This window comes from Natrinema sp. LN54 (assembly GCF_052439245.1).
Taxonomy (GTDB): Archaea; Halobacteriota; Halobacteria; order Halobacteriales; family Natrialbaceae; genus Natrinema; species Natrinema versiforme_A.
In genome coordinates, this window is the sequence record NZ_JBQVRP010000001.1 from 331,110 (window position 1) to 350,442 (window position 19,333).

Annotated in this window: 15 protein-coding genes, 1 tRNA gene and 3 pseudogenes; 8 read left to right on the forward strand and 11 right to left on the reverse strand. The window is 60.4% G+C overall.

The features are described 5' to 3' along the window. Nucleotides 1-833 precede the first annotated feature (833 nt). The gene (locus ACT4ML_RS01635; protein ID WP_444719301.1) at nucleotides 834-1,259 is read left to right on the forward strand and encodes a type IV pilin; all 426 of its coding nucleotides are present in this window, start codon (nucleotides 834-836) and stop codon (nucleotides 1,257-1,259) included. Continuing rightward, entirely contained in the window at nucleotides 1,256-1,693 is a 438-nt protein-coding gene (locus ACT4ML_RS01640) for a type IV pilin (protein WP_444719302.1), read from the forward strand. Before ACT4ML_RS01635 ends, ACT4ML_RS01640 begins: the two co-directional genes overlap by 4 nt. 152 nt (nucleotides 1,694-1,845) lie before the next feature. Here the strand turns inward: ACT4ML_RS01640 and ACT4ML_RS01645 are convergent. From ACT4ML_RS01645 to ACT4ML_RS01675, 7 genes and pseudogenes are all read right to left on the reverse strand, one after another. Then, nucleotides 1,846-2,022 (reverse strand): annotated as a pseudogene (locus ACT4ML_RS01645) (DNA-binding protein); the annotation flags it as partial. Nucleotides 2,023-2,030: 8 nt separating this feature from the next. Next, nucleotides 2,031-2,323: pseudogene (locus ACT4ML_RS01650) on the reverse strand (hypothetical protein). Between the two features lie 88 nt (nucleotides 2,324-2,411). After that, nucleotides 2,412-2,524: pseudogene (locus ACT4ML_RS01655) on the reverse strand (DUF7563 family protein); the annotation flags it as partial. A gap of 205 nt (nucleotides 2,525-2,729) precedes the next feature. Next, nucleotides 2,730-2,800, reverse strand: a tRNA-Pro gene (locus tag ACT4ML_RS01660). Nucleotides 2,801-2,887: 87 nt separating this feature from the next. Further along, nucleotides 2,888-3,796 (reverse strand): RNA-guided pseudouridylation complex pseudouridine synthase subunit Cbf5, encoded by a 909-nt coding sequence (locus tag ACT4ML_RS01665; protein ID WP_444719303.1) that lies wholly within the window; start codon nucleotides 3,794-3,796, stop codon nucleotides 2,888-2,890. Continuing rightward, nucleotides 3,796-4,374 carry a (d)CMP kinase gene (gene cmk, locus ACT4ML_RS01670; protein WP_444719304.1) on the reverse strand — a complete coding sequence of 193 codons (579 nt, stop codon included), beginning with the start codon at nucleotides 4,372-4,374 and terminating at the stop codon, nucleotides 3,796-3,798. Before cmk ends, ACT4ML_RS01665 begins: the two co-directional genes overlap by 1 nt. A gap of 126 nt (nucleotides 4,375-4,500) precedes the next feature. Then, the gene (locus ACT4ML_RS01675) at nucleotides 4,501-5,451 is read right to left on the reverse strand and encodes a DUF106 domain-containing protein (protein WP_444719305.1); all 951 of its coding nucleotides are present in this window, start codon (nucleotides 5,449-5,451) and stop codon (nucleotides 4,501-4,503) included. A 309-nt stretch (nucleotides 5,452-5,760) separates the two neighbouring features. Between ACT4ML_RS01675 and ACT4ML_RS01680 the strand changes: the two genes are divergently transcribed. Then, entirely contained in the window at nucleotides 5,761-8,343 is a 2,583-nt protein-coding gene (locus tag ACT4ML_RS01680; protein WP_444719306.1) for a vWA domain-containing protein, read from the forward strand. Nucleotides 8,344-8,587: 244 nt separating this feature from the next. Next, on the forward strand, nucleotides 8,588-10,066 hold the full coding sequence (locus ACT4ML_RS01685) for a DUF7289 family protein (protein WP_444719307.1): 1,479 nt from the start codon (nucleotides 8,588-8,590) through the stop codon (nucleotides 10,064-10,066). A 9-nt stretch (nucleotides 10,067-10,075) separates the two neighbouring features. Here the strand turns inward: ACT4ML_RS01685 and ACT4ML_RS01690 are convergent, their stop codons facing one another. Continuing rightward, complete coding sequence (locus ACT4ML_RS01690) at nucleotides 10,076-10,711, reverse strand: adenylate kinase (protein WP_444719308.1); 636 nt, start codon at nucleotides 10,709-10,711, stop codon at nucleotides 10,076-10,078. A 59-nt stretch (nucleotides 10,712-10,770) separates the two neighbouring features. Between ACT4ML_RS01690 and ACT4ML_RS01695 the strand changes: the two genes are divergently transcribed. From ACT4ML_RS01695 to ACT4ML_RS01705, 3 genes are all read left to right on the forward strand, one after another. Then, nucleotides 10,771-11,199, forward strand: a complete 429-nt coding sequence (locus tag ACT4ML_RS01695) for a hypothetical protein (RefSeq protein ID WP_444719309.1) — start codon at nucleotides 10,771-10,773, stop codon at nucleotides 11,197-11,199. Nucleotides 11,200-11,562: 363 nt separating this feature from the next. Next, a complete protein-coding gene (coxB, locus tag ACT4ML_RS01700) occupies nucleotides 11,563-12,549 on the forward strand; it encodes a cytochrome c oxidase subunit II (RefSeq protein WP_444719310.1) in 987 nt (328 codons plus the stop codon). Beyond that, nucleotides 12,549-15,038 carry a cbb3-type cytochrome c oxidase subunit I gene (locus ACT4ML_RS01705; RefSeq protein WP_444719311.1) on the forward strand — a complete coding sequence of 830 codons (2,490 nt, stop codon included), beginning with the start codon at nucleotides 12,549-12,551 and terminating at the stop codon, nucleotides 15,036-15,038. The genes coxB and ACT4ML_RS01705 overlap by 1 nt, the downstream gene beginning before the upstream one ends. Before the next feature lie 309 nt (nucleotides 15,039-15,347). Here the strand turns inward: ACT4ML_RS01705 and ACT4ML_RS01710 are convergent, their stop codons facing one another. From ACT4ML_RS01710 to ACT4ML_RS01720, 3 genes are all read right to left on the reverse strand, one after another. Next, a complete protein-coding gene (locus ACT4ML_RS01710; RefSeq protein WP_444719312.1) occupies nucleotides 15,348-17,009 on the reverse strand; it encodes a S8 family serine peptidase in 1,662 nt (553 codons plus the stop codon). A 97-nt stretch (nucleotides 17,010-17,106) separates the two neighbouring features. Further along, nucleotides 17,107-17,394: a DUF7410 domain-containing protein gene (locus tag ACT4ML_RS01715; protein WP_444719313.1), complete on the reverse strand. Its 288-nt coding sequence runs from the start codon at nucleotides 17,392-17,394 to the stop codon at nucleotides 17,107-17,109. A 74-nt stretch (nucleotides 17,395-17,468) separates the two neighbouring features. Then, nucleotides 17,469-18,872 carry a hypothetical protein gene (locus ACT4ML_RS01720; RefSeq protein WP_444719314.1) on the reverse strand — a complete coding sequence of 468 codons (1,404 nt, stop codon included), beginning with the start codon at nucleotides 18,870-18,872 and terminating at the stop codon, nucleotides 17,469-17,471. Nucleotides 18,873-18,980: 108 nt separating this feature from the next. Between ACT4ML_RS01720 and ACT4ML_RS01725 the strand changes: the two genes are divergently transcribed. Beyond that, nucleotides 18,981-19,247, forward strand: a complete 267-nt coding sequence (locus tag ACT4ML_RS01725; RefSeq protein WP_444719315.1) for a cytochrome C oxidase subunit IV family protein — start codon at nucleotides 18,981-18,983, stop codon at nucleotides 19,245-19,247. Nucleotides 19,248-19,333: the final 86 nt, after the last annotated feature.

Consider the following 19,333-nt stretch of genomic DNA (forward strand, 5'->3'; position numbering starts at 1 on the left):
ACTCCCGTACTCAACGACTGAGAGCATACGCTCGGAGACCAGCAGTCGTCAGTGGACAGGGTTGGTGCTTAGTTCGAGTAGTCAAACTCGACCCGGCCAACTCGAGGGCATGGAAGGCATGGCTTTCTTCGCTGCAATGGTTGATCACAAACGACGGTTGGTAGTAGGCCTCCGAAATCGAGCCGCCGGAAAAGATGTTCGCGACGGGCGTATTCAGGGCTGTAAATTCGGGATCACCGTAACCCGCCTCAAGACACCCATAGTCGCGGGCTGTCTCGAGGCCGCGGACTACATCGGGCGCGCCGCCGTCGTCAACCCACGTTCGGATTCAAGATCGCGGCGTCTCGGTCGCTGTGGAAACGGCTTGGGACCCTTTGTTCGGATGGTTCGACGCATACCGCATGACCGCGCGGTATTCTTCGACTGTATCCCACGGCCGGCGTAGGCCCTACCATCGTAGGTGCGCGCGAGTGTTTGTTCGTCGATGATCGGTTCCGAAACGGACATGGCGAGTCGGTGAGCTTGAGTAGTCAAATATCTATGTCTTCCCGGTGTGGTCGGCTAATCGCAAGACGGCGACGCTTCAAGGCCCCGCTGTACGGTGGATAGCGGCCACTGATTATCATAACTGAAATCGTTTGACCGTTCGGATTGCTTGACTATCAGGAAGATATATATGGTCCTGATTGAGTCGTGGCTATTAGCATCAGACGGTGGCGGCTCGAGAAAGCGGGGACAAACGGGTGGTTCCATTTCCCCCGGTCCGCACCCCTCGGTTCCACGAGGGTTCGGATAAGCTTTCTCACCGTTCATCTGTCGGTGCTGTGGCAAACATGGATTTGAAACAATACAGATCGAAGCTGATCGGGTCGGACGACGAGCGCGCAGTATCTCCTGTTATCGGAGTTATCCTGATGGTGGCAATCACGGTCATTCTCGCGGCCGTGATCGCGGCCTTCGTCCTCGATATGGGACAGGGCCAGAGTCAGAGTGCGCAGGCAGGGCTTCAGTTCGACCAAGACGGTGACGGCGGTACGATTACGGTGAACTCTGCCGACCGGGTTGATTCTCTAGCTATCGATCATTCCTGTAGCAGCATCGATAATACTAATGGATTTAACAGTCCTAGTGCCGATAACGACGACCCATCCGCAGGCGATTCAATCACGCTCTCGGGTTGTGGCGATAGTACGATCACCGTGACTGGTTCCTACGACGGTAGCGAAAACGTCATCAACACCTACGAGGTTGAACCATGAGTTCTAAAGACTTGACACAATACCGTTCGAAGCTGATTGGGAATAGCGATGAAAGAGCAGTATCACCCGTCATTGGGGTTATCCTGATGGTGGCAATCACGGTCATTCTCGCGGCCGTGATCGCGGCCTTCGTCCTCGATATGGGGCAAGGCCAGAGTCAGAGCGCACAAGCCGGTATTTCGTTCGATGAGGATACATCTGGCAGTGATAGCGAAATCACGGTTACAGTGAACTCCAGAGACCGAGCCGATGAATTGACTGTCGAAGCCAGCGGTGACTGTGACATCTCAGGGAGTTCCAGCACAACGCTCGGAGACGTCGGTAGTTCAGCTACAGTAACCTGTACCGACGGCGGTACCGGCACAATCCAAGTGATCGGGACGTACGACGGGAGCGATAACGTCATCAACACCTACGATTACGACGACAGCTAAGTCGGACACCGATTTTTCTTTTATCTGCCAGGTGAGTTGAACTTCGAGCGGCGCGTTTATCTACGGACCGTCGACCTATGGAGTGTTCTCAAGCCCATCAAATAGATTGTCAATCAGGCGTCGATTCTCTCAACCAGTTCGAGCGATCACTGGCCGTCGGCGATGTGACGGATACGGTTGTGATAGTCGCCGTCGATCTCGGTATCGATCTCGAGATAGCTCTCGAAGGGCGGCCCGAACATGACTGACGAGAGCGCGTCGTACAGACCACGAACCCAGTCAGGCCACTTCCAGCGGCCCTCGGTCTCGTGCGGTGTCGTCTCGACTTGGGGTACCGTTACTTACGTCGCTCGCGTTCAGTCTCGAGTGAGCCGGTGAGAACCGCGATTGGATTCCTCCACATCGCACCCCGCACGGATCGCAGACGTGCTTGAACGACGTGCAGTCCGTCGCCTCGAGCGTCATAGGGTCAGCACCGTCTTGGTCTATATCCTCGAGGCTTGTCCGCTTGACACGGGTCCGTCCACAGCCCACGCAGACTGCGTCGACAAGAATGCCGATCTGGCCGGCCGATGGACTCGCCAACTCGGCCTCGAGGTCACGATCGTCGTGATCGGCGTCGACGCTCACCGCGGCTCACCCAATGGTCACCTCCGGACCGACTCCCATCGGACGATCACGTGCGACCACGCGAGCTTCGCAACCTCCTGTTCGGAGTGCGATCGTCGTCGTCACCGAAGACGCGACGAAATCGGTCGGTGACGTGCGCTCGCAGTGGTCGCAGGTCGAGTTGTCGACCGATGGCCACGGCGCGACCGTCACGCCGACCACCTCCAGACAGCCTGTCGGCTACGTGATGATATACTGAAACCGAGAATTAGATTTTCGGCCGTCTCGAGGGTACGAGCCGCTAAGAGTTGAACACTTAGAGAATTTCGAGTGGGACCACGGTCGCAGCGATGCTGCTCCCTGATCCCACTTTTTCTCCTTGCGTTGCGACGGTCGCTCCGCTCCCTCGCTTGCTGCGTCGAAAAAGTGGGACCGCCGAGAATTGAACTCGGGTCCTACGGACCCCATCCGCAGAGGATACCACTACCCCACGGTCCCGCACGTGAACCGATGGTCGTCTGCCGCTTAAGGGTGTCGTTTCGTCACCGGTTCGTCACCGGGTTTCACGGCCTCGAGCCCGACACGTTAGACCAGCACCCGCTCGAGGTCGACCACGACCCCGCTCTCGGCGTCGACGCTGCCGGCCAGTTCGCCGAGACAGACCGCCGCGCCGTTGGGCGTGTAGCAGGCCACCAGCGCTCCGTGGTCGATCCCGTCGTCGGCCTCGAGCACACCCGGCGCGTAGACGGGAGCCCCCTCGGCCACCTCGCGGGCCGCGCTCTCCGCGATGACGACGCTCGGAATCCCCTCGAGAATCCGCTCGGCGGGATCGACCACGTCGTACAGCGGTTCGGGATCGTCGTCCTCGAGCCAGAAGCCGAGCGCGTCGAGGAAGTCGTGGGCGCTGTGCAGGGTGCGGTCGTCGAACGGATCCGTCGCGGTCCGGCGCAGGTGTCCCATGTGCCCGCCCGTTCCCAGCGCCAGTCCGAGGTCGTGACACAGTTTCCGGACGTAGGTCCCGCTCTCACAGCGGATTCGCAGGAGGAGGCGACGTTCATCGGTCTCGAGCACCTCGAGATCGTAGAGTTCGCGCACGCGCAGGCGACGGGCCACCGCGCTCTTGCGGGGCGGTTTCTGATAGATCGGCCCCTCGAACTCCGCGACGACCGATTCGGCGTCGGCGGGAACCGGCGCGTGACACTCGAGGACGGCGACGTACTCCTTGCCGCCCTCGAGGAAGACCTGTGCGAGCCGGGTCGCGTCGCCGAGCATGACCGGGAGACAGCCGGTCACCTTCGGATCGAGGGTACCGGCGTGGGCGGCGCGGTCGATCGTCGACTCGACGCCGCGTTCGGCGAGCGTGTCGACGACGGCGTCCCGAAGCCATCCGCTGACCTGATGCGAGGAGGGGCCGGGCGGCTTATCGAGGTTGACGACGCCGAAGGTGAGCAACTCGGCGGGCGACCGGTCCGCTGGTGGGCCACGCAGGCTCATCAGAAGTCGTACTCGACGCCGGTTACGAGCGCCTTCCCTTCGTCGCCGTCGGCGTCGTAGCGCTCGACGGCGGTGACGAGCATGTCGAGGACGGCGTCGGGCTCCCAGCGAGCCGTGTTGACCGAGAGATCGTAGATCGTGAGGTCCCGAATGTCGATCCCGTAGTACTCCTCGTAGCGCTGGGCTTCGCTGGCCTCGCGGGCTTGCGTCTCCTCGGTCGCACGAACGGGATCCTTGTCCTCGCGGTCGGCGATCCGCTCGCCGCGAACCCGTGCCGGCGCGTCGAGCCAGAAGCGGAAATCCGCCTGCTCGCCGGCCAGCCAGCCGGCGAGTCTGGACTCGAGGACCAGATCGTCTTCCTCGACGGCGATCTCGCGCAGCCGTCGGTCGAGGTCGCGATCGATCTCGTCGTTTTCCTCGGCCAGTTTGTTGAACTCGAGGGGCGTATAGCCGCGCTCGTCGGCCAGTTCGCGGAAGATGTCACCGCCGCTGACGTGGTCGAGATCGAAGGCCTCGGCGAGCAACTCGGCAGTCGTGCTCTTCCCGCTTCCCGGCGGGCCGGAGACGGTGAGTAACATACTCCCTCTGCGAGGGGCCGGGTAAAATGGGTTTTGAATCAGCGAGCGCGGGCAGCGGCCGCGTCTGCGGACGCGATGAGTAGTCGTGAGAAGAGCTGTCGAATCGGAAAACCGCTGCGAGCCGGATCAGGTACTCGACGGCGACATATCGATGTTCAGGGACTTCCGGAGGAGTTGGGAGAACCCCATCGAGCACAGGAAGTACCAGACGATCCACGCCGGCATCGGGCCGAACAGCCCTGACTGCCAGTTGGTCTCGCCGACCAGCGGCATGACGACGGTCGCTTCCGCGCCGTCGATCCCGACCGACTGGATCTTCCAGTACATCCAGAGGAACAGCGGAATCGTCAACAGCATGATCCAGACCATCGGGCGGAACTGCTCTTTGAACATCCCGAGGTTGTCCGCCATTGCCTCCATCTGTTCCTCGCGTGCGCGCTCGATCTCGTTTTCGATGCGCTCGATTTCGGCCTCGCTCGCCCCGCGTTCTTCGGCGTCTTTCTTCTCCTGACGGAGGTCCTTTTGCTCCTGTTGGACGGCCTGCATTCGCTCTTGGTACTTCCCCATGACCTCCGTGTTCATTAGGTTCGCCTGCAGCAGCGACGAGTAGAGACCGGTGATCAACGCGACCGAGAGGATCACGCCGTAAAACGGCAACGCCGCATCGAGCGGTCCGAGAACGGCGTTGATCGTACTCCCGACGACGTTCCGAATCGAATCGAACCAGTAGCCGGGCATCAACAGCAGCGCGCCGACGCCGGCGAGTTTGTCCCACTGTGACCAGCTCGATTCCTCCTCGTCGATATCGACGTCGGCCGCGGCACCGCCGTCGCCGTCACCGTCGAGGGCCTGATCGTAGGCCTCGCGATCGGCGATCTCAAACCCCTCGTCGCCGTCGACTAACACTCCTTTCTCGATCAATCGCCCCCACTGTCCGCTCGTCAGGTCGTCGCTGACGTCGGCCCACTGGACCTCGCCGCCGTTCCTGTCGGCTTCCTCGCGGATCGCCTCGAGGGCGCTCGCCATCGAGGAATCCTCACGGACGAGGGCGTCGATCTTCTCGGCTGTACGCGTCATCTGCTTTGTGCTAGGCGTCGTCCGGTATACAAGTGTTTTTCTTCGGTCTGCAGTAGAGAACACGGGCACCCATAGAGCGGCTAGTCAGTTCAGATACTACCAATATGGTGTCACGATCTCCCATCCGGAACGCGACAGTGCCTGTTTTCCACCGTTTATTACAGTTTGTAGCGGCGGAATTATGGACATATAATGTTTCGAGAGTTTATTATAGTTTTCACAGACGGGGAATATATCGGGCCCAGATTTTTATAATATGAATAGTAATAGACCAGCCAACGAATGAGACGACGAGGGAGGGGGCCATCAGTGGCCGAGTCAACGGAACGGGGAGCGAGTCAACAGGTCGGGATCATACTGCTGTTCGGATTGGTCGTTATCGGTGCCACGCTCGTTGTCGGTGTGGGGATGATCGCGCTGGACTCGATCGAGACACAGGCATCGGCCGAACGCGGCGAGCAAGCGATGCTCCAGTTCGATAACGACCTTCAGACGGCGATGCTGGACAATACGACCGGCTCCGTCTATCTCGAGGAAGACGGTGAATACAACCTCTCCGACGGCGGGGATATACAGATTACCGCCGTAAACGAGTACGCCGAACGGAGCGAGACGATCTCGATGGGGACCATTAGATACGAGGACGGAGCGGGGAACGTCTTTGCCCATCAAGCCGGCGGGGTCTGGCGAGGTGAAGGCGAGAATGCGAGAGTCGTTTCGAAGCCGGATATTCGATACTACGAGGAGCCGAACGGTACCGACGACACCAACGGACGGCTCGATATCTCTATTGCTAATCTCAGTGGCAACGTCGAGGGGGGCGAGAACAGGGTAACGACCCGATCGGGCTCGGGCGGCGACGGCATGGATCTGACGCGGGATCTCGGCTTCGTCAATTACGTCAAAATAACGGTCTCCGACTCCCCGTACCACAACGCGTGGGCGGACTTCCTACGAGAGGAGTTCGATGCTTCGGGCGGCGATTGTAACCCCAGTGGAACACCCACTGAGACCACGATCTGCCACAACGAAGGCAGCGAAGAAGTCACCGTGATCGCACCGATCGAAGGAGAGAATCCATTCGCGAGCCACGTCGGGATTGACCCGACGATATACGGCGGACTCTACACCGAGGGAGACGAACTGACCGTCGACAGTTCGATCACAGTCGACAGGTACAACAGTAGTGCCGGATGGACCGACGACGACAACGTCACGGAAGATCTGCTCGTAGCCAACGACGGGTTCAACTTGGGAGCGGATGCGAACGTCACCGGTGTTCCCGTGGTCAACGGTAAGTTCGAAAGCGAGGACGATGCGAACCTCTCTAACATCGCCTTTGCCACTGAACCGGGCGGAGAGCGGATGGACGTGATCAACGGAACGGAAGTCTACAACGTCACTGGATCCACTCCGGCACGGATGTTCGGTGCAAAGATGTCGAGACCGTTCGACGAGGTCGACGGTATTAATCGGGAAACTGATCGGGCGATCGGTCTGATCGAGGAGTACGAAAACACGACATCGGGAGCCACGGGAACGCTCGAGGCTAAATCTGACGAAGACGGGTTCTACTACGCGGAGGGCACCGTCAATGGCATCGATGAAATCGATACCAGTAATGGTGCCGTTCACGTTGCCATCGACGGCAACCTCGATCTCGAGGGGGTCAATATAAAGGGCAATGGGCAAGCGTACTTCTATGTCTCCGGAAATATCGAGACAAGCGATGTCGAGGTAGACGGGAAACGGGCCCGAAACCTGTGGATCTACGGAACGAGCAGTTCCGAGGTTACCGTCGAAAACGACTTCCACGGCGTTATTTACGCGCCGGGAAGCGGTCTCACGTTCGCCAACACCGAAATATATGGGTCGGTTGTCGGCGGGGAAGTCGATAATATTGACGGTGATTTGGACATCCACTTCGACAAGACGCTTCGGACCGATATCCCAATCCCAGAAGAAAATAGGGATATAACGGTCGAGTACGGTGAAGAACGGGTTCCGATCGATGTGACATTCGTGCTTGACCGATCAGGTTCGATGGGATATTCGACAGAAAGCATTGAAGGAAACGATTGGCACTATCCTTCGTATACGGGACAGTTCAAGCTTGAAGACGAGTCCGACCCATTAGAAGTTGGCGAGAGCGGAGATTACCGGACAGTTTCCTCCGGTGAGAGAGGTGTAATCAAAACGGATGAACAAGTCCGAGTCGATGGGGAAGATGAGGAATGGTGTATCGGAATCATCTGTGGTACTACTGAACCAGAAGTGGATATTATAACAAACGAATCTGGTAGTGATCCCCTTGGATATCGTGTCACTGCTTCTGAAACGTTCGTAGGTCAATTGAATGAGACGGACAGAGCAGGGGCTGTTGAGTTCGATACGACTGCAAGTCGTCTTCATGAAGAAGGGCTCGATTCGGATTTCACTGCAGTCAATCAATCACTCGTAGCTAACTTTGGAGGAGGGACGTACATGAAAAGCGGAATCGAGAAAGCGAATGGGATATACCAGCCAGATTCTAACTCGAAAGAAGTCATGATCCTACTTACAGATGGGAAAAATGAGATCGGGAGTGTTGACGACCCTAGACAAAAGACGTTAGAAGCAGCAAATTCCTCTCCGGCCACGATATATACTATTGGACTCGGTGGAGATGCAGACGAGGACCTATTGAAGGACATTGCCAACGAAACTGGCGGCAGGTACGAACACGTATCAAATGCAGAAAACCTGAGTGATATCTTCGAAGGAATTGCTTCGAACGTAACAGCGTCATCCCCAGCAACGTTCGAAGTCGCGTCCATGGACGAACCGACGACATCCCCGAACGATTACTCCGTTGAGGTGACAGAGCAGTCGGTTAAAATTGGGAGAGACTGACCAGTAGATGTGATCGAGGCGGTGAGATTTGCTTCCTTCATCAGACACCGACCCTACTGTTCTCCGTATTAAGCGGCAATCGTTTGGTATTGTTTAATGTCTCAATCTGTGCCATAAGCCCCCTCTATGGCATAATATTCTACCGCGGATAGTGTAGTGAATATCAGTACTAAACAGAGATAAACGATTCTGGAAGATATGATCGGACGAGCATCTTATCACCGAAAGAGAAACTGTTCTGAGCATGAATTCACGGTGCGGTGGGCGTGGGGGGGAGGCTCGAGGGCAAGCCTCCGTACTGGCTCTCGTGTTGTTGATCGGCATGGTGGCCACAGCCAGCATCGGCATTCTGCTCGTCGGCAGTGAAGCGATGGCCGATGCGGAACAGCGATCCGAGCAGGAGCGTATCGAACAGTCGTTCGTCGAGTTGAGTCAGCAGATGTCGTCGGCAGCGACGAACGACGACGTGACACACGCCATGACGTTCACGTCTGGACAGACCGGTGCAATCACCAAGACCAACGCCGGAACAATCAAAATCGAGTCCAGCAACGTCAGTAAGGAGATCCAACTCGGTGCGATCGAGTACCGAGGTGACGGCGGGAGCATTGTCGCTTATCAGGCCGGTGGCGTCTGGCGCGAGCGAGGGAACAAGACGCGGATGCTGTCCGCACCGCCGATCGATTACGACGTGGAGCAGGAAACCTTGTGGCTCTCGGTGGCAGACATCAGTGAAAAGAAGGAGTTGTCGTCGGGCGAAGTAACGATGTCCCACAACACCACCGTACCGATGCAGGATTTCGTGGAGAACGAATCGGTTACGATGACGGTGACGAGCGACTACTATCGTGGCTGGGAGTCGTATTTTAGACATCAAGCCGGTGACGCCGTCGTCCGGAACGTCGATCATGCGAACCGAACGGTCACCGTGAAACTCGGGTATCTGGAGGTCGACTCCGCTTTCGATTCGGGGATCACCTACGCGAACGGGTACGACGCACACAAGAACGCGGACGTCGACGGACCAGTGAGTCCAGGAAAGATGCCGGCTCTCGATTCCGTTATCGAGAGCATGATGAACGACACGGAAACCGACTCGATAGGCGTTGACGAGGATCTCGGGACGATCGATACGACTCTCACGAAAGGCGACGGGACATACGTCGCTGACAGTATCGAAGAATCAGGCCATCTGAAAGTCGATCTCTCAGACGGGAACGCAACGCTATTCCTCGACGGTGATATCAACGCGAGCGATTCGACGATCACTGTCACCGAGGCGAGTGATGACCATTCACTGAAGGTGTATACGACAGGAGACCTAGATGCCACGAACGGTGGCGATATATGCGTCGACCCGTGCGGGGAAGACACCAGTGCACAACGCATACAGGTATTCGGTACCTCCGAGATGCGCGCCCAATTCGGTCCGGGTGGGAACTCTCGCTTCGAAGGAGTCCTCTACGCTGCAAGTAACGATGACAGTTGGTCGTCAACGGAGAAGGGCAACTGTGACAGTCAGATCTGTATCCATTCGAACCCCTCCGTTTACGGGTCCATCGTTGCGTCATCAGTGAACATACAGGCTTCGAAAGCAGAGCTCACCTACGACGATAGCCTCAAGGCGGCTGATATCCCCCTCCATCCCGAATCGTACCGATTACCGCCACAGATCACCTACCTCAACATCGCTCATCACAAGATCGACGTCAAAAACAACTAATCCGCCAATTTACGCCGCGTCGTCGATCGTTTCCTTCACGTCTTCCCAGACCGCGTCGGGTGCCTGCTCGCCGTCGACTCGCTCGAGCACGCCCGCGTCGTCGTAGTACTCGATAACCGGCTCGGTGTTCTCCCGAAACACCGACAGTCGCTCCTTGACCGTCTCTTCGGTGTCGTCGTCCCGCTGGACCAGTCGCTCCTCGACTTCGGGGTCCTCCGGCGGGTTGTACTCGACGTGGTAGATGTCGCCGGTCTCTGGATCCATCCGTCGGCCCGTTAGTCGGTGGACGAGTTCGTCTTCGCTGACCTCGAGATAGAGCACGACATCGAGGTCAGTCATGTCCTCGAGTTCCTCGGCCTGCTCGACGTTCCGCGGGTAGCCGTCGAGGACGAAGCCGTCGGCCTGACTGAGCGCCTCGTCGACGATGGCGTTGACGACCGCGTCGGGGACGAGTTCGCCCTGATCCATGTACTCGCCCGGGGTATCGTACTCGGTGTCCATGTCGGAGATGTCCATCTCCTTGTTGTTCCGGAGGGCATCGCCGGTCGTGATGTGATCGACGTCGAACTCCTCGGTGATCTTTGCACTCTGAGTCCCCTTACCCGCCCCGGGCGCGCCCAGGATCAGGATTCGTGGCTGAGCCATACGGCCTCGTTCAGTGCCAGCACATAAAGGCTTAAAGAATCGGGCACGTTCGTCCGATTATGACTCGCTTCGATGCCACCGAGCCCGCCGAGCGACGGAAACTGTACGTCGATGCCATCACCGCCCATCGCGAACGCGGGAGCGGATTCTTGACACTCGAGGCCGACGAGAGCGCCCTCGAGACTGACACGGACACTGATACCGACGCCGAGACGGCTGCCGAACTCGGCGTCCCGTGGGTGCAGTTCGGTGACGGGACGATCAACGTCGACTGTACTGACGAGGAACTGGATACGCTCAAGACAGTCCTCGGCGAGTTCCCGGCGTTCAAAATCGACGAACTGAATCGGCCCGAAGAAGTCGAGGGAGTCAACGTCCGGATCAGCGCGAAGGCGGATCCCAACCGGATCGCCCAATTCGTCGATGACGTCTTCTGCAAGGTGTACGACCTCCCGTCGGTGTTTCGCGTCTGGGCCGTCGAGGTGTGAGCAACCGTGAACGGCCGGCTCCATCGCTAGCGAGGGGACGAACAGTAACGGAGAACGGTAATCCAACTCGAGCGGGCGAGACGATTCGATTCGGAATCGCGCTCGAGCCGAACCCGCTCGGGGAACCCCTCGTATGCGGGGTTGGTATGTGGTTCGTTAGACAGGTTCTGCGTACGACAGCGACAGAAAAAAGAGCGTCGGGCCCAACGGCACAGTGATGGACCGAAAAGACGGGCCCCCATCCGAAAATCGAGACAGCGGTCCGCCGGACGCTCGCCGACAGACGGCATCAGTCGGGCGGTTTCCAAATAGATAAGTGGCCCCAGCAATCATCCTCCGACATATAACTGGAGTTCAAAAGAGGTGAATACAATCATCAACCTACTGACGACCCCGATGCAGACACGTGTCGACGTGTTCGACCGGATCTTCCTGGTCTTCCTCGGACTGGGTGCGCTCGTCGGTATCGTCGTGATCACGTATACGCTGTACAACGCGTACAAGTACCGTGATACGGGCGATGCCGGCGATGACGAAGATCTGCCATCCGTCGGGGAGTTACCGACAGGCGGAAAGGGCGGTAAGAAACTGTTTCTCTCGTTCGGTATCAGTGCCATCATCGTCATCTCGCTGGTGATCTGGACGTACGGGATGCTCCTGTACGTCGAGGACCCCGCCGACGAGGGCGAGAGCGCACAGGAAGAGGCGCTCAACGTCGAAGTCGTCGGCGACGGCTTCGCGTGGAGCTACGAGTACGAAAACGGCGTCGAGCCGAGTAACCTCCGCGTTCCCGCCGGCGAGCGGGTCTGGGTGCAGGTGACCTCGGGCGACGTCTGGCACGCGTTCGGCATACCCGAGCAACGGGTGAAAGCCGACGCTATTCCGGGCGAGTACGACGAAACGTGGTTCCAGGCCGACGAGACCGGCCAATACGAGATTCAGTGCTATGAACTCTGTGGCGAGTACCACACCTCGATGGTCAGCACGCTCGAGGTCGTGGAACCCGACGAGTTCGACCAGTGGATGGACGACCAGTTGACGATGTCGTTCACCATGGAGGATCAAAACGAGTCCCGTGTCACCGACGGCTACGAACTGACGCTCGACCATCAGGAAACGAACTTCAACGAGACGTACACGGCCGACGAGTTCGAGAACGGATCGATCACGATCGACGAACTCGAGCACGCCGGGCCGTACAACGTGACGGTGACGCCGACCGACGGCCAGTTCGAGCCGATCGAAGAAACCGACGTGAAGAGTCCGACCGACGACACCTTCACGCTCGAGATGAATGAGACGGAAAGTAATGCCAACGAAAGTGACGCGAACGACGGAGGCGAGAACTGATGAGTGATCTCCCGCCGATGCGGTCGGTCAAACGCTGGTTGGTCACGACCAACCACAAGGACGTCGGGATCCTCTATATCTCGACGGCGATCTTCTTCCTCCTGTTCGGGGGCCTCCTCGCGCTGCTGTTCCGGACTCACCTGTGGGAGGCTGGCGGTACGGGTCTGCTCACGAACGATCAGTTCTACCAAGCGGTCTCCGCGCACGGACTCATCATGGTCTTCTGGTTCCTGTCACCGATCGCGAGCGGCTTCGCGAACTACTTCGTCCCGCTCCAGATCGGGGCGAAGGACCTCGCGTTCCCCCGTCTGAACGCCCTGAGTTACTGGTTCTACCTGTTCTCGGGGATTCTGATGGGGATCTCGTTCTTCCAGGGCGGTTCGTTCTCCGGCGGCTGGACGATGTATGCCCCGCTGAACGTGCCGACCTACACGGGAGCGATGCAGGCGATGACCGGCGGAAACGCGACGATTCTCGCGCTGACCCTGTTCGTCATCTCGATCACGATCGGATCGGTGAACTTCCTCGTGACCATGCACCGATCCCGAGCGGAAGGGCTCGGCCTGTGGAACATGCCGATGTTCTCCTGGTCGTGGCTGCTGACCGTCTGGATGATGCTCTTTGCCTTCGCGGCCCTGCTGGCAGCGCTCCTGTTGCTATCGGTCGATCGGCTGTTCCTCACGCAGTACTTCGCGACCGATCAGGGCTCGAGCCTGCTGTGGGCCCACGTCTTCTGGTTCTTCGGTCATCCGGAGGTGTACATCGTCTTCTTCCCCGCGCTGGGGATCATGTTCGAGACGTTCCAGACGTTCACCGGTCGGCGACTCGTCGGGCGGAAGTGGGTCATCATCGCGATGGTCCTGGTCGCGGTCCAGTCGTTCCTCGTCTGGATGCACCACATGTTCCTGTCGACGATCAACCTCCCGATCAAGACGCTCTTCATGGCGACGACGATCGGGATCTCGTTGCCGTTCGACCTGATGGTCTTCGCGCTGATCTACACGATGGTCAAGGGTCGAGTTCGGTTTACGACGCCGTTCCTGTTCTCGCTGGGTGCCCTCGTCCTGTTCATCCTCGGCGGGATCACCGGCGTCTTCCTCGGTGCCGTCGTCCTCGACTACGAGTTCCGGGGCACCTACTGGGTCGTCGCCCACTTCCACTACGTGATGGTCTCGGGCGTCACCGCGCTGGTCGGCGGCATCTACTACTGGTGGCCGAAGATAACCGGGAAGATGTACTCCGAGCGACTCGGGAAACTCAACTTCGCGGTTTACTTCATCGGGTTCAATCTGCTGTACTTCCCGATGTTCATGGCCTGGGAGACGCCGCGACGTGTCTTCCACTACGCTGAGAGCGCACAGCTCTACCACCAGCTGGCGACCGTCGGGGCGTTCGTGTTCGGCGCGTCGTTCCTGATCATGTTCGTCACGCTCGGAAAGAGTCTCGTCTCGGGCCCCGACGCGCCCGACAACCCGTGGACGTACTCGCGAACCGCCGAGTGGGCGATTCCATCGCCGCCGCCGCTCGAGAACTGGCCGGACCGGCCCAGCTACGCCAGCGGCAAACTCGAGTTCGTCGACGACACTGCGGCCGCGACCGACGGCGGTGTCACGCACGGACAGGAAACAGCCGGTACAACGGCCGCGAGCCACGAGGAAGAGCACGCCGACCACGCCAGTATCTGGCCGCTCGGAATCGGTGCCGCGACGTTCACCTTCTTCCTCGGACTCAGCGGCATCACGCCGTACGTCTTCTCGTTCGTCGAGTCGCACATCCACAGCGATGTCGGCGACTTCGTGAGCCTGTCATCGGCACCCGAACAGAGCATCATCTACCCGGCGCTCGTAGTGCTCGGACTGGGAATGATGGCCGTCACACTGTTCCAGTTCGGCCGCGAGCAGTTCGATGCGCCCGAGATGGCCGTCGCCGAACGCTGGCCGTTCGGCGGCATCAGCAACGAGAAGATGGGCGTCTGGGTCTTCCTGGCCTCGGACGTCGTCGTCTTCGGTGCTGCGATCGGCGCGTACGTGTTCATGCGCATCCACATGGGATGGGGCAACTGGCACCTCGACTCGATCACCGAGGCCGGCCTGTTCAACACGTACGTCCTGCTGACCTCGAGTTTCACGGTCATCCTCGCACACGTGATGGCCGAACGCGAGAACAAGAAGGGACTACTCGGCGCGCTGACCGCGACGGTCCTGCTCGGACTCGTGTTCATGGGCGTCAAGGCCTTCGAGTACAGCAGCAAGTTCGCCGACGGTCACTACTGGTTCAGCGGAATCGAGTACTCGATTTACTTCGTGACCACCGGCCTGCACGCGCTGCACGTGCTCCTCGGGCTGTTGATCGCCGTGTTCATGATCTACCGGGTCGTCTCGATCGACGCCTATCTCGAGGACCACATGCCGGTCGAGTACTTCGGACTCTACTGGCACTTCGTCGACATCGTCTGGGTCTTCCTGTTCCCGCTGTTCTATCTGATGTAGCGCTCCGGCGCTACATGTGATTCCGCCGTGCCGTTTCGGGCTATTTTCCCCCGCTTCGACTGTGACCGACACCATCCGGGACGATACCGCGATCGGACAGCGGACTCGCTGACCGGGAGCGGATGCCGACTCGAGCGGGACCGATATCCCGGACGGTACCGCGCCCGCCAATCGAGGCAGTCGGACGCCACTCCGTGGTTGGGAGACGGTCTCCGACCGGGTCGCGCCGAGCGAGTCGCTGCTGTCACACGAACCGTTGCTCGAAGAGGACACACCGGGTTTCGAAGCCCGATAGAGAACGCGGTCCAGTTAGCGATCGTCGTTTCGCCGCCGACTCGCGACGGTCAGCGCCGCGACGAGGCCGGCGACGAGTACGATGCCACCGAGGAGAACGGGACTCGAGAGGGGGTTGGACGCGTCGGTTCCGTCCGTCTCGCCGTTTGGCTCGTCCGCCGTCACTGGCTCGAGACTGGCGCGGGCAGCGACGAGTGCATCGGCGGCGGCGCTGGCGTCGACGATGCCGTAGCCGTAGCGGGTGTCGACCACATCACCGTCGGTGCCGTCCGTCGTCCCGTCGGCAGTACGGCTCTCCGGCACGCGGGCCGTCTCGATGAGCACCGTCTCGATCTCGTCGGGCGTCGCGTCGGGTTCGATCGACAGTAAGAGCGCGGCCGTTCCGGAGACGTGCGGCGTCGCCATCGACGTCCCCGGCATCGACTCGTAGCCGCCGCCGGGAACGGCGCTCGTGATCGCGACGCCGGGTGCAACGACATCGGGAACGACGTACGACGACGGTGTCGCCCAGTCGTCCGGGGCCCCCGCCCAGTCGGTCCGGTTGATCCGCTGTCCGCCGGAGAACGAGGGGACGGCTCCGTTCCGGTCGACCGCGCCCACGCTGACTGACTCGTAGACGTTACCGGGGGAGCCGGACGTTTCCGCCCCCTCGTTTCCGATCGCCGCGACGACGACCGCACCGCTCTCCCGTGCGTTTCGGACCGGATCGATGAGCTGCGAGTGTTTGCCGGTCGAGCCGAGGCTCATACTGATCACGTCGGCGTCCTCCCGCAGGGCCCACTCCATCCCGGCGACGACCTGGGCGAACGAGCCGCTCGTATCGGCCAGAACGAGCCCGTGAAGCAGTTCCACCTCGGGGGCGACGCCGATCGCGGTGCCGGTCGTCGCCCCGCCGGCGACGGTTCCGCTGACGTGTGTTCCGTGCGTGCCCGTATCGTGTGGCGTCGACCCCGTGACGCGCTGGCCGGTCGCGTTGAACTCGGCCCAGCCGCCGGGATACGTCGGATCGGACGGGTCGTCGGTCGCGAGCTCGAGGTCCGGATGGTCGACGTCGATTCCGGTATCGAGGACCGCGACGCGGACGCCCTCGCCCTGCGTGTCGTAGGCGTCCCAGACGGGGGACGCGTTCAGCTGTGCGAGTCCGGTCGTCGTTCGTCGCTCGCCTACTGCGGGAGATGACGCTGTCGCCATCGTCGTCGCGTTCGGATGATTCGGCGGCTCGGGAACGGTCACCGCGAAGTTCTCGTGGACGGCCTCGACCGCGTCGAATCGCTCGAACGTCTCGTAGTCGACTTCGACCGTGTCGACGGTGATCAGCACGGCGTTCGTGAGCCAGAACGTCTCCTCGACGGATACCCCGTCCCTGTCCCGGACGTAGTCGAGGAGCGGATCCTGCGTCGTCTCAGCGTGTGTCTCGAGCCGTCGTTCCGTCGCGGCATCGGACGCCGTCTCGCGGACGGTCGCCTCCTCGAGTCGAACGACGACCTCGACAGTCGACCCGTTTTCGGGAAGGTCGTCGTCGATGACGATCGAATCGTCCGAAGCGGTCGACTGTGACTCGTCGCCGGCCCCCGCCACCGATTCGAGCGCGATCGGCGCGAAAACGGACGCGAGCAGGAGGACAGTGATGACTGCGAGGACGGAGGGAAACATCGTACCGGAGCGGCCAGACGCCATGATACGGTCACTGTGTAGTCACCGAACAAAGAGATTCTGGAGAACGAACTACTTCGAGGCTGTCGTTCCGAAAGAGGATCGCCCGCTCGAGCGTCGCCTACCCCGCCCAGACCAGCGCGTAGATGAACGTAAACAGGAAGTAGACGAGGAAGACGGAGATGGCCGCCTTGAAGTGAAACGTAAACAGGTCGTACTCCTCGTCGTCGCGTTCCTCGTCGAAGGCGTCCCGTTCGGCCTCGGAACACTCCTCGGGGTGGTCGACGCCGATATGAAAGGTCGCGTATCGCTCGGACCGGAACGGCCGTCCGCAGTACGGACAGGTCGCCCCGGGCGCTTCGTCCGCGGGAACCTCGTACGTTCGCTTGAGCGTGCGATCGGTCGCCATTCGGTCGACCGTTGTGGTGGCGCGAGGAAGTGTTTGCCGGTTGGCGCTCGCGTCTCGACGGGCTGCCGGCAGGGTTAGCTCGGGACGTACGGCGGATCCATCGTTCCCTGCGAGACGAGATACAGGCTCACCATCGTAAAGAAGACCATGACGATGATGAGCGGAAACTGGCTCCTGATCGCCTGCAGTTTCCCGGGGAACAGGTCGAACGAGACGGTGTGTGCGACCCACACCGCGAGGACGTGCCCGAGCAGGATGCCGGCGATCTCGACGTAGCCGAACCAGCCCGGCAGCGCGTATCGAGTCGGGTTCGGCGGCGGGTTCAGCGGCATCGCGAGCGCGTCGAACAGTGCCGGCGACAGCGAGAGCCCGAAGCCGACGTAGTGTGCGAGGTGATAGCCGGCCGCGATGGCGAGCAACGGCGCGGCGAGCCTGAGCCCGAGGTACTCGCGGGAGAGGTACGTCTCCGCTCGCTCGCGAGTCCGGTCGATGGCGACCCAGTACACCTTCCAGAACAGGGCGAAACCGCCGACGAGCAAGAGCAGGTAGACGAGCACGGGCGGCAGTCCGATCCCGACCAGCGCCTCGATGGTCCGGACGCCGATCGGCGTGACGATGAACCCGCTGTAGGTCAGCTCCCAGACCAACACGAGTACGAACGCCACGAGCGAGCGATCGGTGACGAGGTCGGCCTCGCTCAACCGCGATCCCGGATACCGGAGTTCGAACCCGTCGTCGGTCCGCTGAATCGGCGCGACGGCTCCGTAGAGTCGGAACCACAGCGAGAGGGGATCGCCGCGCCGGAACCACGTCTCCGGCGAAAACACGACCGCACTCGAGATCGTAAACAGCGAGTACATGACGAGGATGGCCAGCAACGCCCGCGGCGACGAGGTCAGCGGGGCGACGACCTCGAGCCAGACGAACGTCAGCAGCGCCACCACGGCGGGCCAAGATTTGTAGGACGAGGGATACTCCTCGTAGCCGTTGGGCAGCGCCGATGCGATCCGCCGCCACGGATTGAGCGCCGGCCACGGGTTCCCGACGGCGTACGTGGCGATCGTCAGCAGCGCGCGCCCGCCGACGAACGTCACCAGGACGGTCGCACTGACCAGTCCGATGTTCGGCCCGTCGATGCCGGCGGCGAAGATGAGCGCGAGCCCGAGGAGGCCGATCGCGCCGAACAGGAGCGAGCCGGCGGTCAGCAGCCGGTCGACGGACGCCTCGAGCGCGCGGTCGTGGTAGGTGCCGATGATCCCGCGATCGGTGACGAGCATCGTCAACAGCGCCGAAGCACCGACGGCACCGCCGCCGGTCGCGAGATAGAGCCACGTCGGGACGCTCACGTCGCTGCTGCCGCCGGTGAGGCCGGACGCAACGTTGCTCGCGGCGGCGAGGCCGGCTCCGGCGGCGAGGGCGACCAGCGCGAGCGCGAGAACGATACCGGTTCGGCGAACGAGAGCCGACCGTTCACTCATTGTCGGCGCTTCGTTCCGGCGGTCCATCTACGTGTCGCTTCGCCGCCGATCGACCGACGGAAGTCGTATGAGGAAGGTATAAGTATCCGTCACCCACATTCCCCACTAATGGCGAGTCTCCGGTCGTACACCCTGATTTACGTGGCATTGATACTGTTAGCGACAGGGAAGTTCGTCTTCTTCCACTTCCCCGAAATTTTCAGCTATCAGATGGCAGTCGGCGGTACGATGATTCTCGCGGCCATCAAGGTCTCGCTGATCGCCGGCTACTTCCAGCACCTGAAAGACGAGCCCCGGTCGATCACCTATCTGATGCTCACTGCGGTGTTCATGGTGTTCCTGCTGACCCTCGCCGCAGGGTACTCGATCCAGTAGGGCTCTCGTCAACGCCGACCGTTTCGGATCGAATCAATCCGTTCTCTCGCCGTCTTTCTCGTCTTTTCGGTGATCACGTCACCGTG

Excerpts from the sequence above, each read along its gene's own strand:
- ACT4ML_RS01635 (WP_444719301.1), top strand. The coding sequence starts at position 834 with ATGGATTTGAAACAATACAGATCGAAGCTGATCGGGTCGGACGACGAG.
- ACT4ML_RS01640 (WP_444719302.1), top strand. The coding sequence starts at position 1,256 with ATGAGTTCTAAAGACTTGACACAATACCGTTCGAAGCTGATTGGGAAT.
- ACT4ML_RS01665 (WP_444719303.1), bottom strand. The coding sequence starts at position 3,796 with ATGAGCCTGCGTGGCCCACCAGCGGACCGGTCGCCCGCCGAGTTGCTC.
- cmk (WP_444719304.1), bottom strand. The coding sequence starts at position 4,374 with ATGTTACTCACCGTCTCCGGCCCGCCGGGAAGCGGGAAGAGCACGACT.
- ACT4ML_RS01675 (WP_444719305.1), bottom strand. The coding sequence starts at position 5,451 with ATGACGCGTACAGCCGAGAAGATCGACGCCCTCGTCCGTGAGGATTCC.
- ACT4ML_RS01685 (WP_444719307.1), top strand. The coding sequence starts at position 8,588 with ATGAATTCACGGTGCGGTGGGCGTGGGGGGGAGGCTCGAGGGCAAGCC.
- ACT4ML_RS01690 (WP_444719308.1), bottom strand. The coding sequence starts at position 10,711 with ATGGCTCAGCCACGAATCCTGATCCTGGGCGCGCCCGGGGCGGGTAAG.
- ACT4ML_RS01695 (WP_444719309.1), top strand. The coding sequence starts at position 10,771 with ATGACTCGCTTCGATGCCACCGAGCCCGCCGAGCGACGGAAACTGTAC.
- ACT4ML_RS01705 (WP_444719311.1), top strand. The coding sequence starts at position 12,549 with ATGAGTGATCTCCCGCCGATGCGGTCGGTCAAACGCTGGTTGGTCACG.
- ACT4ML_RS01710 (WP_444719312.1), bottom strand. The coding sequence starts at position 17,009 with ATGGCGTCTGGCCGCTCCGGTACGATGTTTCCCTCCGTCCTCGCAGTC.
- ACT4ML_RS01715 (WP_444719313.1), bottom strand. The coding sequence starts at position 17,394 with ATGGCGACCGATCGCACGCTCAAGCGAACGTACGAGGTTCCCGCGGAC.
- ACT4ML_RS01720 (WP_444719314.1), bottom strand. The coding sequence starts at position 18,872 with ATGAGTGAACGGTCGGCTCTCGTTCGCCGAACCGGTATCGTTCTCGCG.
- ACT4ML_RS01725 (WP_444719315.1), top strand. The coding sequence starts at position 18,981 with ATGGCGAGTCTCCGGTCGTACACCCTGATTTACGTGGCATTGATACTG.